The sequence below is a fragment of the Carnobacterium funditum DSM 5970 genome (genome assembly GCF_000744185.1).
Lineage (GTDB): Bacteria > Bacillota > Bacilli > Lactobacillales > Carnobacteriaceae > Carnobacterium_A > Carnobacterium_A funditum.
Genome location: NZ_JQLL01000001.1, coordinates 295,582 through 311,716, shown reverse-complemented (window position 1 = coordinate 311,716; position 16,135 = coordinate 295,582). Strand labels below are relative to the sequence as shown.

General features: G+C 34.7%; 11 protein-coding genes. All 11 read right to left on the bottom strand.

Annotation, left to right across the window (positions count from 1 at the left end; all coding sequences use genetic code 11):
- Positions 1 to 12: 12 nt before the first annotated feature.
- The 11 genes from BR44_RS01305 to BR44_RS01255 all read right to left on the bottom strand — a co-directional run bounded on the left by BR44_RS01305 (position 13) and on the right by BR44_RS01255 (position 15,988).
- Complete coding sequence (locus BR44_RS01305) at positions 13 to 2,286, bottom strand: glycoside hydrolase family 65 protein (RefSeq protein WP_034549940.1); 2,274 nt, start codon at positions 2,284 to 2,286, stop codon at positions 13 to 15.
- Positions 2,279 to 3,139 (bottom strand): component of transporter, encoded by an 861-nt coding sequence (locus tag BR44_RS01300; protein WP_051912453.1) that lies wholly within the window; start codon positions 3,137 to 3,139, stop codon positions 2,279 to 2,281. Before BR44_RS01300 ends, BR44_RS01305 begins: the two co-directional genes overlap by 8 nt.
- Positions 3,140 to 3,246: 107 nt before the next feature.
- Positions 3,247 to 4,098 carry a sugar ABC transporter permease gene (locus tag BR44_RS01295; RefSeq protein WP_034549937.1) on the bottom strand — a complete coding sequence of 284 codons (852 nt, stop codon included), beginning with the start codon at positions 4,096 to 4,098 and terminating at the stop codon, positions 3,247 to 3,249.
- Position 4,099: 1 nt separating this feature from the next.
- The gene (locus BR44_RS01290; RefSeq protein WP_034549935.1) at positions 4,100 to 5,410 is read right to left on the bottom strand and encodes a sugar ABC transporter permease; all 1,311 of its coding nucleotides are present in this window, start codon (positions 5,408 to 5,410) and stop codon (positions 4,100 to 4,102) included.
- Positions 5,411 to 5,499: 89 nt separating this feature from the next.
- Complete coding sequence (locus BR44_RS01285; RefSeq protein WP_034549933.1) at positions 5,500 to 6,777, bottom strand: extracellular solute-binding protein; 1,278 nt, start codon at positions 6,775 to 6,777, stop codon at positions 5,500 to 5,502.
- Between the two features lie 245 nt (positions 6,778 to 7,022).
- Complete coding sequence (locus BR44_RS01280) at positions 7,023 to 8,303, bottom strand: extracellular solute-binding protein (RefSeq protein WP_034549931.1); 1,281 nt, start codon at positions 8,301 to 8,303, stop codon at positions 7,023 to 7,025.
- A gap of 182 nt (positions 8,304 to 8,485) precedes the next feature.
- Positions 8,486 to 10,279, bottom strand: a complete 1,794-nt coding sequence (locus tag BR44_RS01275; RefSeq protein WP_034549929.1) for a glycoside hydrolase family 13 protein — start codon at positions 10,277 to 10,279, stop codon at positions 8,486 to 8,488.
- 50 nt (positions 10,280 to 10,329) lie between these two features.
- On the bottom strand, positions 10,330 to 12,054 hold the full coding sequence (locus tag BR44_RS01270) for a glycoside hydrolase family 13 protein (RefSeq protein ID WP_051912451.1): 1,725 nt from the start codon (positions 12,052 to 12,054) through the stop codon (positions 10,330 to 10,332).
- Between the two features lie 125 nt (positions 12,055 to 12,179).
- Positions 12,180 to 13,904: a glycoside hydrolase family 13 protein gene (locus BR44_RS01265; RefSeq protein WP_034549927.1), complete on the bottom strand. Its 1,725-nt coding sequence runs from the start codon at positions 13,902 to 13,904 to the stop codon at positions 12,180 to 12,182.
- Positions 13,905 to 14,102: 198 nt separating this feature from the next.
- Positions 14,103 to 14,996, bottom strand: a complete 894-nt coding sequence (locus BR44_RS01260) for a diacylglycerol/lipid kinase family protein (protein ID WP_034549925.1) — start codon at positions 14,994 to 14,996, stop codon at positions 14,103 to 14,105.
- Positions 14,997 to 15,019: 23 nt separating this feature from the next.
- Entirely contained in the window at positions 15,020 to 15,988 is a 969-nt protein-coding gene (locus BR44_RS01255; RefSeq protein WP_034549924.1) for a LacI family DNA-binding transcriptional regulator, read from the bottom strand.
- Between the last annotated feature and the right edge of the window lie 147 nt (positions 15,989 to 16,135).

Genomic DNA, 16,135 nt, shown 5'->3' with positions numbered 1-16,135 from the left:
TTTAAAATCATTTTATTGAATAGCCACAGTTAGTGTATCTAACAATTCTACTCTCTCGTCGTATAATGTAATAAACAACTTGTCCCCTTCATTTAAAGTAACGGTAACGTCATTTTTTGTTACAGTAATATGCAATAATCGTGAACGATATTTAATCATAAAATTATACCCATCCCAATCATCTGGACAGAATGGTTTAAACGATAACTTCCCATCATAAGTACGCATCCCAGCAAAGCCTTGAACAATCGTGAGCCATCCTCCACTCATTGATGTAATGTGTAAACCATCTTGTGTGTCGTTGTTGTAATTATCTAAATCTAAACGAGCCGTTTTAGCATAGAACTCTACTGCTTTTTCTTTTTTTCCTAATTCAGCAGCTAATATGGCATGAATAGAAGGTGAAAGTGAACTTTCATGAACGGTCATTGGCTCATAAAAATCAAAGTTGCGTTCTTTTTCTTCAATAGTAAATTCATCATTTAAATAATAGATTCCTTGTAATACGTCAGCTTGTTTAATAAAACAAGAACGTAAAATTTTATCCCATGACCAATTCTGATTAATCGGCAGTTCATCTAAACCTAATGAAGCGACTGGAAGTAAATCTTTATCTAAAAACGTATCGTGTTGTACAAAAACATCTAATTCTTTATCATATGGGTAGTACATTTTAGCAATAATATCTAGCCATTGAGCGATTTCTTCGTCTGTTAAGCCTAATTTTTCTTTTTTAGCTTCTGTTATTTTGCTTAAACTTTCTAAAGTGTAATTTAATGTCCATGTTGCCATTCGATTTGTGTACCAATTATTATTCACATTATTTTCGTACTCATTTGGACCCGTGACACCATGAATCATATATTGATTTGTCCGTGAAGAAAAATGTACACGATCTGCCCAAAAGCGTGAGATGCTAACCAAAACTTCTATGCCCTTAGTTATTAAATAGTCTTCTTTTCCTGTGTAGTTCGTATAGTTGTAGACTGCAAAGGCAATCGTACTATTACGGTGAATTTCTTCAAAAGTAATTTCCCATTCATTGTGGCATTCTATTCCATTGAATGTAACCATTGGATAAAGCGCGCCTTTTAGTCCTTGTTGTCTAGCGTTGTGAAAAGCTCCATCTAATTGATCATAGCGGTATTTTAATAATTGTTCTGTTACTGCTTCATCAGCGACCGATAAATACATTGGTATAATATACGCTTCTGTATCCCAATAGGTTGCTCCACCGTACTTTTCACCTGTGAATCCTTTTGGTCCAACATTTAATCTTGAATCTTCCCCATAGTAAGTTGAGAACAACTGGAAAATATTAAAACGAATACCTTGTTGACTCTCGTCGTCTCCTTCAATAACTACATCCGCTTTATGCCATCGTTCAGCCCATGCAGTAATGTGTTCTTGCTCTAATACATGACTGCCTTTTTCTATGGCTTTATCTAGCATACTAGACGCTATCTCTTTTTGGTTATCTATCTCAACATCTCTACTCGTAATTACACTAACCAATTTAGTTATCTCTGCTTTTTCTCCAGTAGCTAATTGATAGTCGATTGTTTCTTGTACTTTCATGAAGTTTTCGCTTGTTTGGCGTGAAATGGCCTTTTCAGCAATGGTTTGCATCATTGTTGTCACTGTAAACTGTTCAATTCCAAAAGGATTTGGGATTGTTCTTGTTGTTAAGTGACTCTTTTCACCTGCAAAACGATCAATTTCTAACCAGAAATTTTCCTCATAGTTGCTATCTTCGTTAGTCACATTTCCATCCATCATCGGTGTAAATGTAATTTTTGCTTGCCCTTTTAATACTTCTGCCGATACTTCAATTAGAGCAAGTTCTTTCATAGCAATACTAACAAAACGCTTAAAATGAAATTGGACTTCAACTTCATCTTTTATCAATGTGTAGGATCGATACAAAATACCAGTTTTCATATTCAATTCAATCGAATAATCTTTAATTGTATCTTTTGCTAAATCTACCTTTTGATCATCTACAAATAATTCTACAGGGATAAAATTAGTCGCATTGATTACTTTTCCAAAATATTCTGGGTAGCCATTTTTCCACCAGCCGACACGTGTTTTGTCTGGGTACCAAACACCTGCAATATAAGTACCTAAGTGACTGTCTCCTGAATAACCTTCTTCAAAATTCCCACGCATTCCCATGTAACCATTACCCATGGATGTTAGACTTTCTTGAAGACGTTTGTTTTTTTCCTCTAAAGAAGAAGATTTGATTTTCCAGGGATCTACTTCAAATAAACGTTTAATCATGTTTTTTACCTCCAGCAACTTCTATATTATTTTTAACTGGGACTTTATCATTGAAACGCGTTGTATAAAATACCATTAATATCATTAATGCTAGGCCAATCGATTGGATTGTCAGCATCACAATTATATCAAACTGAATGAAACTTGAAATTAATGCAATTAAAGAAGGCAACCCTAATGCATTAAGAATTAAATTGACAGATTCTTTGTACGTTTTAATAGATGAAAAAGAATTTTTTTTGGTCAGATATAAAAACACAGCAGATCCTAAAACAATCAGAATTGTACTAACGAATAATATACTGAAAACCAATAACAACAAAGATCCTATAACGTAAGTGCGATTTTGGAAAAACCATTGTCGCGAAATGGCAGCTTTCATATCTTCAACGGATTTTATTTGACTTGGAGTAAAATCTTTTGTATACCGAATGGTAGAAACCGGTACATCTTTGTTTTTTAAATAAAATTCATTTTCAGAAAAAATAAGCGCATTTTCTGCTTTTAAATCTTCTTTGATGACAGAATCCGACTCCGTTATACTCACTACACCGTTTTTCTTAGCCAAGTGTAATCCTGGGTCAGTAACCAATGCCCCTTTTTTACTTGTTGCCTGCTGAAAAGCTACAACAACTGATTCATCCATTAATTTAAATGTATCAGGATAACTTTCTTCAATAGGGTAAGTCTCCATCTTCAAAAAATTTAATGATACAGGAACCATCAATATGCTAGTCAAAAAGAACAAGACTAACAATAATTGAAACCAGTTTAATTGGTGACGCTTTTTGAAGATAAGCCTAGGCGTCCAGATATTTTTAAAATAAGTCAGTGGAAATACATCAGTTTTCATAAAAACCCCTTCTTTTTCTTCAATATTTCTATACAGTACATCTCACTAGCCTTTAAAAGTCTATGTGAAAGTGAGATCCATTATTTTGCTTGCTAAACAGTTACCTATTAACCTTTTGTTCCTCCAGAAGTAAGGCCAGAAACAAAATTCTTTTGTAACATAAAGAAGAGAATTGAAATTGGAACGGCAATCAAAATTGCACCTGCAGCGAATAGAGAAGCTTTTTGGTTTTGCGGATTGCTTATGAATGTTTGAAGTCCAACTGCTACAGTTATTTTTTCCGGACTTCTTAACAAGAATCGGGCTAACATAAAGTCACCAAAAGGTCCCATAAATGCCCATAAAGCTTGAACGGCTATCATTGGACGAACGAGTGGCAATATAATTTGCCAAAAAATACGAAAATGTCCTGCTCCATCTAGTTTCGCAGATTCATCTAACTCTTTAGGGACAGTATCAAAATACCCTTTCATCAGCCAAGTATTCATTGGAATACCTCCACCGATATAAAGCATAGACAAGAACCAAAATTGGTCTAATGCACCTAGCAATAAGGCCATAACATAGAAAGCTGTCAATGCAGCCATAGTAGGCACCATTTGGATAACAAGGAAAAAAATCAAACTTTTTTTCCTTCCCATAAAGTTATAGCGGCTATATGCATATCCTGCTAAAGTAATCAAAGCAACTTGAACAACCATTGTTGACGTAGCAACAATAAGAGTATTCATGTACCATGTTCCGTATAGTGTTTCACCAAAAAGACGTTGAAAATTATTAAGTGTCCAATCGGCATTAAAATCTAGAGAAAAAGCAGTAATGTTGCCTGACTTGAAAGCAGAACTAGCAGTAATGAGTAGGGGGTAAATAATAATAATAGAAAGTGCAATCATAAAAAAATAAGTAAAAAAATGATTTAGAAAAGTGGCAGTTTTTTGAGATTTAAATTTATTTTTCATCTTAAGCATCCTCCATATTGAAAGCTTTTGTTTTACGGAACACGATTAGAGAAACTGAGATAACAAGTGTTGAAATAATCAACGTAATCGCAGCTGCCATTGAGTATTGTGGTGAGGTCCCTGTCGTTAGTTTATAAATCCAAGAGATTAAAATATCTGTCGCACCAGCACCACCGCCGACACTTCCAGGACCTCCATTATTAAACAGATAGATCATTGAAAAGTTATTGAAATTCCCTGTATATTGTGTGATAAAAGTTGGAGCTGCAACCATAAAGATCATCGGCAACGTAATTTCTTTGAAGCGTTGGATTGCATTAGCCCCATCAATTTTAGCAGCTTCGTATAAATCTTCTGGAATTGATTGCAAAATACTTGTTGTCATAACATAAATATAAGGGAAACCGAGCCATCCTTGAATCATAATAATGGCTACTTTTGACCAAAGTGCTTGTGTTTTCCAAGCAACTTGTCCAATTTCAACAAAAGGAAGATTGTTTAATAAAGGAATAACTTGAGTATTGATTGCGCCAATACTGTCATTAAACATATTTGAGAAAGATAAAATAGTGATGAATGCAGGAACAGCCCAAGGAAGTAAGAAAACCACTCCAAAGTAACGTTTTCCTTTAATGAACGACTGGTTTGTGATGACAGCTGTTATAATTCCTAAAGAAATTTGTAATGTGGTTGCACAAAGCGTCCAGATAAGCGTCCAACTAAATACAGAAGTAAAGGCATCACGATAAGAACTTAAGAACAAGATATTCGTAAAGTTTTTGACCCCAACCCAATCAATTAAATTTGCTGGAGGTATATGATAGAAATCATAGTTTGTAAAGGCCATAAATAAAGTAACTAACACTGGAAAAATAATAGTAAAAGCCATCATTAGATATGCTGGAACAATCAATAAATATGGAAATCCTTGATCATAAACATTGTATAATACCTCTTTTGCAGTTGTATTCACTTTTAACTGCTTGTTCCATCTGATAGCCACTGCTCTGGCATCATAGATATTTAAAGCATAAAACGCTAAAAATATAACAATAATAATTAATTGTAACGTTCCACCTATCATAATAAATAAAGAATGATCTTCAATTGGAACACTTCCTAAAGTAAACAATCCGGTTATAGCATTTGTGCCAAAGGTGATCATTTCATAAATAAACATTAGAAAGATTCCTAGAAATATAAAGCCTTTGAACTTTTGTTCATTATAAAACTGTCCAATGCCGGGGATCATAGAATACAACATGGCTTTTCTTTCATCCTTCAGCTTTTTTGGCTGATTTTCCTTAGACATAGTTTTTTCTCCTCTTTTCACTTAATAATAATGGCAGAGAATAGATTCATTCTCTGCCGATAACAGTATCTCTATTAATTTCTTGAAAATTAGTTATTGTATTTTTGCTCAATAGATTCAGTAATCATTTTGACAGCTTCATCTGCTGATTCTTTTGGTGTTTTATTGCCAGAAGCTGCATCAAACATTAAGTTTTCTGCTCCTGTCCATACTTCAGCCATTTCTGGAATGTTAGGCATAGGTTGTGCTTCTTTGTATTGTGCAATAACTGCTGATGTTAACTCATCATCTTTACCTGTTGCATATTCACGAGATTCTTGGTTTGCTGGAATTTCGTTTGTAGCATCGTAGAATTTATTTTGATTTTCTGTTGTTGTAACATAGTCTAACCATGCTTGTGACACTTCTTTATTCTCTGAGTAGTTGCTGACAACCCAGCCTTTTCCTCCACCAAATGCTTGGTATTCTTCACCATTATTTAAAGTAGGAATTGTTGCTACACCATAATTAACGCCTGCTTCTTGCAAAGCTTGTGCTTGCCAAGGTCCGCCAATAAATGCTGCAACTTTACCAGCTAAGAACTGATCTGTAATGAAAGCATCAGAACTTGTGATATCTAGCATTCCTTGAGGCCATACATTTTGGAACCAGTCTGTAGCATAAGTGATTGCTTCAACTGCGCCTTCATTATTTAGACCGACATCAGATGCATCTGTTCCATTTTCACCAAATACATAACCACCATAACCTGCTACTAATCCATAAGAGAAGTAAAAGTCAGTCCATTTTGCTAAGAATCCAGTGTTTTTACCATCTTCGCCTTCGAAATTATATTTTTCGTCTTTAGCTAATGCTTCCGCTTCTTTAAATGTTTCAGGAGCTTTTTCTATCAAATCTTTATTGTAATATAATACCAACGTTTCAATAACTGCTGGTTCACCATAAATTTTACCATCAATAGTTACTTGAGCTTTGTCTGTTTCATCATATTGCTCTTCATTCCCTAATGTTACTTCAGCTAAATGTCCTTGTTGTCCTAATGGTCCAATTCGGTCATAAGCGGACATCATGATGTCCGGTGCACTTCCAGCTGGTCCATCTAATGGAAGAGCCTCTAACTGTTCAAACATATCTCTTTCAGTAATTTTTATTGTTACATCATTTTCTTTTTCAAAATCTGCTTTAATCTCATTTACGTAATCAACATATCCTGCATCAACAGCGATATTTAATTCTTTACTCCCTGCATTATCTTTTGAATCAGATGAAGCTGATTCTGTTCCGCTTGCCCCACCACATGCAGCTAACAACAATGCACTTGCAGAAACTAAACCAACCGCATATTTTTTCCAACTCTTTTTCTTCAATTTAATATCCTCCCTTTATGTTTTGCTTTTTATTTTTGTTTACATTCTTATTATTGATGATAAAACGCTTTCTTGCAATCGTTTTTTCGTTGTTACCGGTAACAGAATAACTTATCTCGATTTTATGTCACAATTTAGCCCACTTATCGCATTTTTTTCTATTTAACCTAGAATTAGATAATCTTATTAATTTTTTTAACTATACCATTTTATTTTTTTCCTTTTTGAAAAAATTTGATCAACGACTATTCATTTTTTTCATATTTTTGTTTGATGTTCTCTTCAATCAATTTGACGGCATCATCAGCTGCCTCTTTTGCTGTTTTATTACCGGATGCTGCATCAAAAATCATCGATTCTGTCCCAGTCCAAACTTCTTCCATTTCCGGAATATTTGGCATTGGTACCGCAGAAATGTATTGTTTAATCACCGCATTCGTTAATTCCTCATCCCCATTACTAATAGCAGATCTTGTTTCTTGATTTGCCGGAATTTCTGCTGTCATTTCATATAAAGTTTGTGTGTTCTTAGTGTTGTTAACAAAATCAAGCCATTTTTGCGCAAGTCCTTTATTTTTTGAATACGTACTAATGGTCCAACCCGTTCCGCCGGCAAACGGCTGATAGTTCTCACCGTTCGGTAAAGTTGGGATAGTAGCCACGCCATAATTTAAGCCGGCTTCTTTATAACTCGCTGCCCCCCAAGGACCGTTTATAACTGCAGCTGTTTTTTCACTAGTAAATTGATCATTCATAAAATTTTCAGCGCTAGTCGCATCAAGCGCGCCTTTTGGCCATACGTCTTGATACCATTTAGAAGCATATTCAATGGCCTCAATCGCCTCAGGAGTATTTAGACCTATATCAGTTGTATCTCTCCCGTCTTCTCCAAAAATGTATCCACCGTATCCTGTGATTAATCCCATGTAATGGTAAGGTGCAACCCAGTTAGCTAAAAATGCCGTGTTCGTACCTTTTTCGTTTTCAAATTCAAATTGGTTGTCTTCGGCTAATTTCTCTAAATCGTTAAATGTCTTAGGAACCGTTTCAACTAAATTTTTGTTGTAAAACATGACTAACGTTTCTATTACAAAAGGAGCACCGTAAATTTTACCTTCTGAAAGTACTTGATTCTTATCCATATTGTCATAACGATCATCATTTGGTAAGTTAACTTCAAACAAATGACCTTGCTCACCTAAAATACCTATTCTATCATAGGGAGCAATTAAAACATCTGTTCCAATACCTGCGGGACCATCAAGTGGCAAAGCTTCTATAGAATCAAACATATTTTTTTCGGTTACTTCGACGGTTACACCCTGTTCTTTTTCGAAATCAGCTACAATAGCATTAACATAATCTGTGTAGCGTTCATCTACATCAATCTTTAAAACGGAAGCGGTTTCTTTCCCACCACTCTCAGAATCATTTGAATCAGAAGTATTATCAGTGCAAGCCGTTAGAACTAAAGCAGTAAGTGAAAGGAAACCAATCATTGTTTTTTTCCAATGTATTTTTTTCATCTTAAAACTCCTCCTTAAAAATAATATAACCTATCGTTCTATTCAATTATCTTAGAAAGGCGATGATTAATCAAACGTTTACAGTTTAAACAGACAGATTATTTTTGACGACAAAAAAGAGTAGTTCACAATGAACTACTCCAAAATAGATAGGAATTTAAAAAAATAATAACGATTATTATTTACGCCTTTATATTTTCTTTGTACACAACAAAACCATTTTTCTTAATTGTCAGTAACTCACCTTTATTAGAGGTTAAATGAGATAGGATACTGTCTGCTTGACTAGTTGACGTTATTGCTAACTCTTCATCCCCTTGGTTAAAGTAAGCAACAATCGTTTGTTCGCCAAATGAGCGTTTGAAACCAATAACATTTTCTTCGTCTCTAATATCAAACCATTCTAATTTACCAAAACTCAATATATCTTGGTAATTTTTTCTGAACTCAATTAATTCTTTTGTAAATGCTAGCATGTTTAAATCTTGGTCTTTTTCATTCCAAACCATACATTTTCGGCAATCGGGATCATCGAATCCATCCATTCCAACCTCAGTACCATAATAAATACAAGGTGAACCGTATTGCATAAATGTAAATGCCAGACTCGACTTCACACTATCTTTATTTCCTGCACTGATTGTTAGTATACGAGCAGTATCATGGGAGTCTAAAGAATTAAACATCACTTCATTCGCCTGTTGCCGGTACAACATTAGTTGTTCATTCAACCCTGAGACCATTTTACTAGCAGTGATCCTCTTCTGCACAAAGTAATCTTCTATTGTGCCAGTAAAAGCATAGTTCATGACTGCATGAAACTCATCACCTTGTAACCAACTTTGAGAAGAGTGCCAAATTTCTCCTAAAATATAAAAATCTTCTTTTAAATCTGTTGTAACCTGATAAAACCTTTTCCAGAAATGATGGTCAACTTCATTAGCTACGTCTAAACGCCAAGCGTCAATATCAAATTCACGAATCCAATAAGCTGCAACTTCTAATAAGTAGTCTTGAACAGCTGGATTAGCTGTGTTTAATTTAGGCATATGACCGGTAAAAGCGAAGGTATCATACGGTACTTGACCGACATTTTCTAGTTCTTCAGTTGTTAAACTCTCATCTAATTTTACTGGAAACTCATGGATATGGAACCAATCAGCATATTTAGACTTTTCTTCATTTTCAATAACATCTGCCCATTGATACGACAACATCCCCAGATGGTTAAATACTGCATCCAACATGATGCGTATCCCTCTTTTATGTGCTTCATCAACTAATTTTTTAAACGTTTCTTTATCACCAAAATCTGGATCAATTTCAAAATAGTCTGTCGTGTCATACTTATGATTCGAGGTCGCTTTAAAAATAGGGCAAAAATAAATACCATTTATTCCTAAATCAACTAGATAATCTAAATTATCAATAACCCCTTGTAAATCTCCACCATAAAAATCATCACGTGTTGGGTGTTTTTTACTTCCCCAAGGCAAAGTGCCTGCTGGATCATTACTCGTGTCACCATTAGCAAATCGCTCTGGAAAAATTTGATACCAGATTGTTTTTTTCACCCAATCAGGCGCTTTAAAACGATCAATTTCTTGGAAATAAGGCATTCGAAAAAAAGAATTAGCAAAGGCTAAGTATTTTTCATCATAAGGAAAAACGCCTCTATCTCCATAAAAAACTTCAGTACCGTCGTTACCAATAACATGAAATCCATAAGACAAACGCCTAAACTCTGCTCCAGTTTTAATTAACCAATAATCATGAATATCTGTGCTTAAGATTAAATCCATTGGAACGTTTTCCAGATACCATTTTTTCTGGTCATGTAAATAAGGATCACCACTGATAATATTTACTTTGGAAACGTCTCCTTTTTTAGTACGTATCCGAATGTGCATTTCATCTTTTGTATAAAGGTAGGCATATTCACTCTCAGGCCTATGAAAAATTGCTGAAGTTTCCATTCACTCTATTCCTCATTTCTACTATTTTATTTAGGCAATGCTTTTTATTTTCAAATAACATTTATCCGCTTTTCATCAGTTGTCTTTTTTTCATTTTCAAGGACTAATACTACTGAGCCATATGGTTCTAACCTGATTTGTTGATGTTCTAAAGAATTATCTCCATTAGACAATAGCACCGTGACCGTTTCATTTGAAAAACGAGAATCACTATAAATGAAAGATTGATTTGTCAAATTGCAACAAATTAAAGCCGTTTGATCGCCAAGTTTGCGTTCATAACAATACAAATGGTCATTCGTTTCAACTAATTTGAAACTTCCTTTTGTAAACAAAGGCGTTTTTTTGTATGATAGCAATTTTCGATAGTAATTCAAGATACTGGACGTCTTTTCCTCCTGGTTAGCCACATTATAATCAGGCTCTATATTGACCCCACTCCATGGAGTAGTCGAAGAAAAGCCTGCGAATGTTGAATTATCCCATTGCATTACTCCTCGACTAGCATCTTTGCTGGTCGAGTTTAATTCTTTAAGAATATAATCTGAACGATAGCCTAAATCATACGCTTTTTTATAAAATACCTTTGCTTCTGGAGCAAAAAAGTTTTCAATCGCTTTTATTTCTAAATTTTTCATTCCTATTTCTTCACCATTTAAAATAAAAGGAATCCCTTTTTGTAAATACATCAAAGTGGCTAACATCTTGCTACTATTTTCTCGGTAATGAACAGCATCTCCAAAGCGTGAAACGGCCCTTGCCATATCATGGTTATTCCAATAAAGTGTTGGTCCGCCAAAATCTGCTAGTCGCTCTTGCCATTCAACCATTGTTTCTTTGAACTTTTTAATATCTAAATTACCCGACTGCATTGACATTGGTAAACGAGCATCCTTTTGAGTCTCGTCTTCCGGGAAATAACGAAAGGTAATGACCGCATCGCAAGCCTCGTTTACTGGGTCTGAGTAATTGACAGCTAAATCAATAGTCGCTGAAGCAGCTTCACCGACTAAAAAGACATCTGGATATTGGCTACGCAATGCTTGAGCAAATGTTTTCATGTACTCATTCACTTTAGGTAAATTAGCATAATAATTTTCAGCTAAAACCAATTCTCCATCTACTGTACTAGGAACATCTGGATAACCTTCTTCTTTATCCATATGAATGAAAGCATCTAAACGAAATCCATCAACACCTTTTTTCATCCAAAAAGAAGCAATTTCTAACATAGCTGACTGTACATTTGGATTTCCCCAGTTTAAATCCGGCATCTCTTTAGCAAATAAATGAAAATAGTATTGTTTCCCTAAAGGCTCTTTTTCCCAAACAGATCCTCCAAAGAAAGAAGCCCAATTGTTTGGCAACTGGCCCTCCGCTTTCCCATCCGCCCAAAGGTAATAATCTCGATAAGGATTATCTGGATCTTTTAACGCTTCTAGGAACCAAGGATGCTGATCTGACGTATGATTTAATACAAAATCAAATATAACTTTTAAACCACGATTGTGAGCCTGTTTGATTAGTTCCTCTGTATCTTCCATTGAACCAAAAAGAGAGTCGATTTCATAATAATTAGATACATCATATCCGTTATCAATCTGTGGCGAAGTAAAGATTGGATTCAACCAAATGACGGTTACGCCTAGAGATTGAATATAATCAAGACGATCAATAATTCCTTTTAAATCTCCCACTCCATCATTGTTACTATCTTGAAAACTTCTTGGATAGACTTGATAAACAATGGCTTCTTTCCACCACTCAGTTGTCATATCATCTTAAACCTCCTTCATTTGTTCAAATGAACTTAAATTAAGGATACTCAAATACGTAAGCACTTACAATATTATTCGCGATGTTAACGGTAACAAAAAGATGTAGCAATTAAATGACTCGTTTATTTTTGTATCTCTTGCTTTTTTTCAACTCCTGTATTTTTGAGTAACACTATCGCGCCATATGGACCTAAGGTAATACAATTACAATCGATATCGTTCTCATCGTTTCGAAGCAATATTTCCCAGTCATTATCTATAAGTCCAGGTTGTATAATTTTCTCCTTTGTATCTGAAAAGTTACATATGATTATCGCACGTTGATTACCTAGCACCCGTTCATAACTGTATAGACTTTCTTTCATTTGAATCATACGAAAGGTTCCATCAGTAAAAATTGGTAATTTTTTATATTTCAGTACTTTTCGATAGTAAGATAGAATACTTTTAGGATCTTTGTCTTCTTCATAAACATTGTATTTTTCTTCTCTATTAACACCACTCCACGGTGAAATGGTTGAAAATCCAGCGTATTCAGAATTATCCCATTGCATAACCCCACGACTTACATCACGTGCTGTGCTGTTTAATTCTTTTAAAATGTGTTCTTCTGTGTACCCTAAGGCTTTGGATTTCGCATAAAAAGCCGTTGCACCAGGCGTCTCAAATTCTTGCGGGTTTGTATGACTCAAATTGCACATTCCTATTTCTTCACCATTTAAAATAAAAGGAATCCCTTTTTGTAAATACATTAAAGTGGCTAACATTTTACTGCTATTTTCTCGGTACTGACTATCATCCCCAAAGCGAGAAACAGCTCGTGGCATATCATGGTTATTCCAATAAAGTGTTGGTCCTCCAAATGGATCCAATTTCTCTTGCCACTCTGTCATTATTTTTTTGAATTCTTTTTTATCTAAAATTGAATGTTGCATATTAAGTGGCAATCGTGCATCTTTAACCGAGTGATCTTCAGGAAATAACATGAACGAAATAATGGCATCACACATATCGTTTTTCGGATCAGTATAAGTGACCGCTAATTCAACATCTGCTGAAGCAGCCTCACCTAAAATAAATACATCTGGATTAACTCTTCGTAAACCACTAGTAAGATCCTGAATATAGTTTTTAATATTTGGTAAGTTTTTATTTATTTCTTGAGCAGAGGCTAGTTCTCCATTTTTCATTGATAGTTCACTTGGAAAGTCGTCTAGTTTATCCAAATGAATAAAAGCATCTAATCGGAAACCATCAATCCCTTTGTCTAACCAGAATTTACCTATATCCTCCATTGCTTTCTCAACATGTGGGTTATCCCAATTCAGGTCAGGCATTTCTTTTTTGAATAAGTGAAAGTAAAATTGATTTCCTGCAGGTTCTTTTTCCCATACTGAACCGCCAAATATGGAAGCCCAATTGTTAGGTAAATCACCGTTTGGTAAGGCATCACGCCATATATAGAAACCTCTATGCGGATTATCAAGTCCCTTTAAAGCTTCTTGGAACCAAGGATGCTCAACAGATGTATGATTAAGAACAAAATCAAAAATAATTTTTAATTCCCGTTTATGCGCCTCCTCAATTAGTTCCTCAACATCATCCATCGTGCCAAAGAGAGGATCAATAGCATAATAATCAGAAACATCATAGCCGTTATCAACCTGTGGAGATTTAAATATAGGGTTAATCCAAATCGTATTAACTTCAAGTTGCTTAATGTAGTCTAATTTTTGAATAACTCCTCTTAAGTCTCCGATTCCATTGCCGCTTGTATCCTTAAAACTTTTTGGATAAACTTGGTAAACAATGGCATTTTTCCACCACTTTGATTGTCCTACTTCCATTACCAACGCCTCCTATAATTTTTCTGTTTTTGCACCTTAACCCAATTCTGTTATCCTTAGTTTAATCAAACTTGAATGCGATAGCCAAAATAAAGACTTTATTTAGAACAAATCATTCAGTCTATTTAGAACCCAAAAAAATCAGATGTTCTCACTAAAATGAGAGCACCTGATTTTGATAACATAATCAGTTATTTTTTAATCATCAGAAGGTACAAATACAGTTAAAAATCGTTGGTAGACTTCCAAGTGAACTGGAAAAGCAGGTCCTTCATTGCCGTCTACTGTTGTAACAAATGCTTTATTCTCTTTTGTTTTTATGTCAGCTATTTTAAATCTCTTGTAAACAAGTTTGTCTGAATAATTGTCATCATTACGAAGAATTTCTGGAATTAATTTCACTTTTTCTGTAACTGTAGATGCCTTCAAACAGAGCATGTTTAAATAGCCATCATCAATTTTTGCTGAAGAAAATACTGTGCCTATTCCAATAATCGACTGACTCAGCCCTATTAACAACAGGCTATACTTGTCTTCGAAGTCTTTGTCATCTATCGTCATTTGGAATGTTGCCGTTTCATCATCGTTTAAGGCTTTTACACCCTCTAAAACATACGCTAGTGGCCCAAATTTGGACTTAGCATCTTTATCTACTTTTTGAACTGTTTCTGGTATGGAACCTACCGAAACTGTGCTAACGAAGAATAGGTCATTTACTTTTCCAACATCAATATTCTTTTTACTTTTAACGTTTAATTGATTTATCGCTTCTTTTGGTTCCATTGAGATACCCAAAACCTGGGCAAAATTATTTATCGTACCCAAAGGTATAATACCAATAGTTGGTTGATAATCCTGTTTTGCAACACCATTGATGCCTTCGTTTACTGTTCCGTCACCACCCATTAAAATAATAGCATCGAATCGTTCCTTTGATGCTTGAGAAGCAAAATTTATAGCATCTCCAGCTTTCTGTGTTTCTTTAGTTACAATATGTTCATATTGTTCACTTAAACGATTTTTTAATTGCTTAACATATTCTTCTGCTTCTTCACTTCCTGATGAAGGATTGACGATAATCATGACTTTCATAGATGCTAAAACCTCCCTTTATCTTAATTTACTTTATTCATCTTATTTTTTGTAGTCCCTCTAATAACCAATTCTGGTTTAAATAGAACCGATCCTTGGGAAATACCATCTTGATCAATTTTATTTAACAACATTTTAGCACAAGCAGCACCCATTTCGATTACAGCTTGTTTTACAGTCGTTAGTTGTGGGAAAGCAATTTGATCTAGAAACACGCCATCGTGACCAATGATGCCAAAATCGTTTGGTATACCACCACCCATTTCAATAATACCTCGTTCAATACCTAATGCTAATCGATCTGAACTGCAGACAAAAATTGTGTTTGGTGTAAATTCAGACCAATTATCTTTAATAAATTTGGCAGCCTGTCTAGAGTGATTCCCAAAACGATAAATTTGGGACATCTTTTGGTTTTCTTTCATTATTTGGAGGTAGCCAGATTCTCTTGAAAGTTCGAATAACTCATCTATTTCTATCCCAATAAAAATAACATTTTGGTACTTTAAATCTATCGCATATTGTGTAGCAAGTGAGATACCTGCTTTATTATCTGAGTCAACAAAATCGAAACCGTGTCGATTTTCGCCAAATAAGACTACCGGTTTATTCGCACCACTAATCCAAGCATAATCTTTTTCACGGACTCCACACATTATATAACCATCACAAGTACCAATATCGAAGTTATTTTTTGTAACCAACTGCAAAGAATAGTGCCGCGCATCTAGCTCTTGAGCTATGCCTGTTAACAAGTTCATATAATAGGGTTCTGTTGTATCCATTTCTTCTAAGATAAATAGCTTAATAATTTGAGTACGATTATTCACTAAAGCTTTGGCTGCTACGTTAGGCCGATAATTTAATTCTTCCATTGCTTTAAAGACAAGCTCTTTTAATTCATCCGTAACTTGCTCAGGATGATTAATGACACGAGAAACAGTCATTTTAGATACATTAGCTTTTTTTGCAACATCATTTAATGTGGTCATATTTAATCCGTCCTTTTCTATTCTCTCGTTCTCAAGTCTGTTCATTTTATTCATGTATGCGTTATTATTATCATTAGTTAATAAAAAAAGAATGTATTAGGACTAGAAAACCTAAGGTCCTATCAATTAGACGGCTACCTATTTAAT

What these genes read in the sequence shown, in the direction of transcription:
- BR44_RS01260 (WP_034549925.1), bottom strand. Translation starts at nt 14,996, where the DNA reads ATGAAAGTCATGATTATCGTCAATCCTTCATCAGGAAGTGAAGAAGCA.
- BR44_RS01270 (WP_051912451.1), bottom strand. Translation starts at nt 12,054, where the DNA reads ATGACAACTGAGTGGTGGAAAGAAGCCATTGTTTATCAAGTCTATCCA.
- BR44_RS01305 (WP_034549940.1), bottom strand. Translation starts at nt 2,286, where the DNA reads ATGATTAAACGTTTATTTGAAGTAGATCCCTGGAAAATCAAATCTTCT.
- BR44_RS01295 (WP_034549937.1), bottom strand. Translation starts at nt 4,098, where the DNA reads ATGAAAAATAAATTTAAATCTCAAAAAACTGCCACTTTTCTAAATCAT.
- BR44_RS01265 (WP_034549927.1), bottom strand. Translation starts at nt 13,904, where the DNA reads ATGGAAGTAGGACAATCAAAGTGGTGGAAAAATGCCATTGTTTACCAA.
- BR44_RS01280 (WP_034549931.1), bottom strand. Translation starts at nt 8,303, where the DNA reads ATGAAAAAAATACATTGGAAAAAAACAATGATTGGTTTCCTTTCACTT.
- BR44_RS01300 (WP_051912453.1), bottom strand. Translation starts at nt 3,139, where the DNA reads ATGAAAACTGATGTATTTCCACTGACTTATTTTAAAAATATCTGGACG.
- BR44_RS01275 (WP_034549929.1), bottom strand. Translation starts at nt 10,279, where the DNA reads ATGGAAACTTCAGCAATTTTTCATAGGCCTGAGAGTGAATATGCCTAC.
- BR44_RS01290 (WP_034549935.1), bottom strand. Translation starts at nt 5,410, where the DNA reads ATGTCTAAGGAAAATCAGCCAAAAAAGCTGAAGGATGAAAGAAAAGCC.
- BR44_RS01255 (WP_034549924.1), bottom strand. Translation starts at nt 15,988, where the DNA reads ATGACCACATTAAATGATGTTGCAAAAAAAGCTAATGTATCTAAAATG.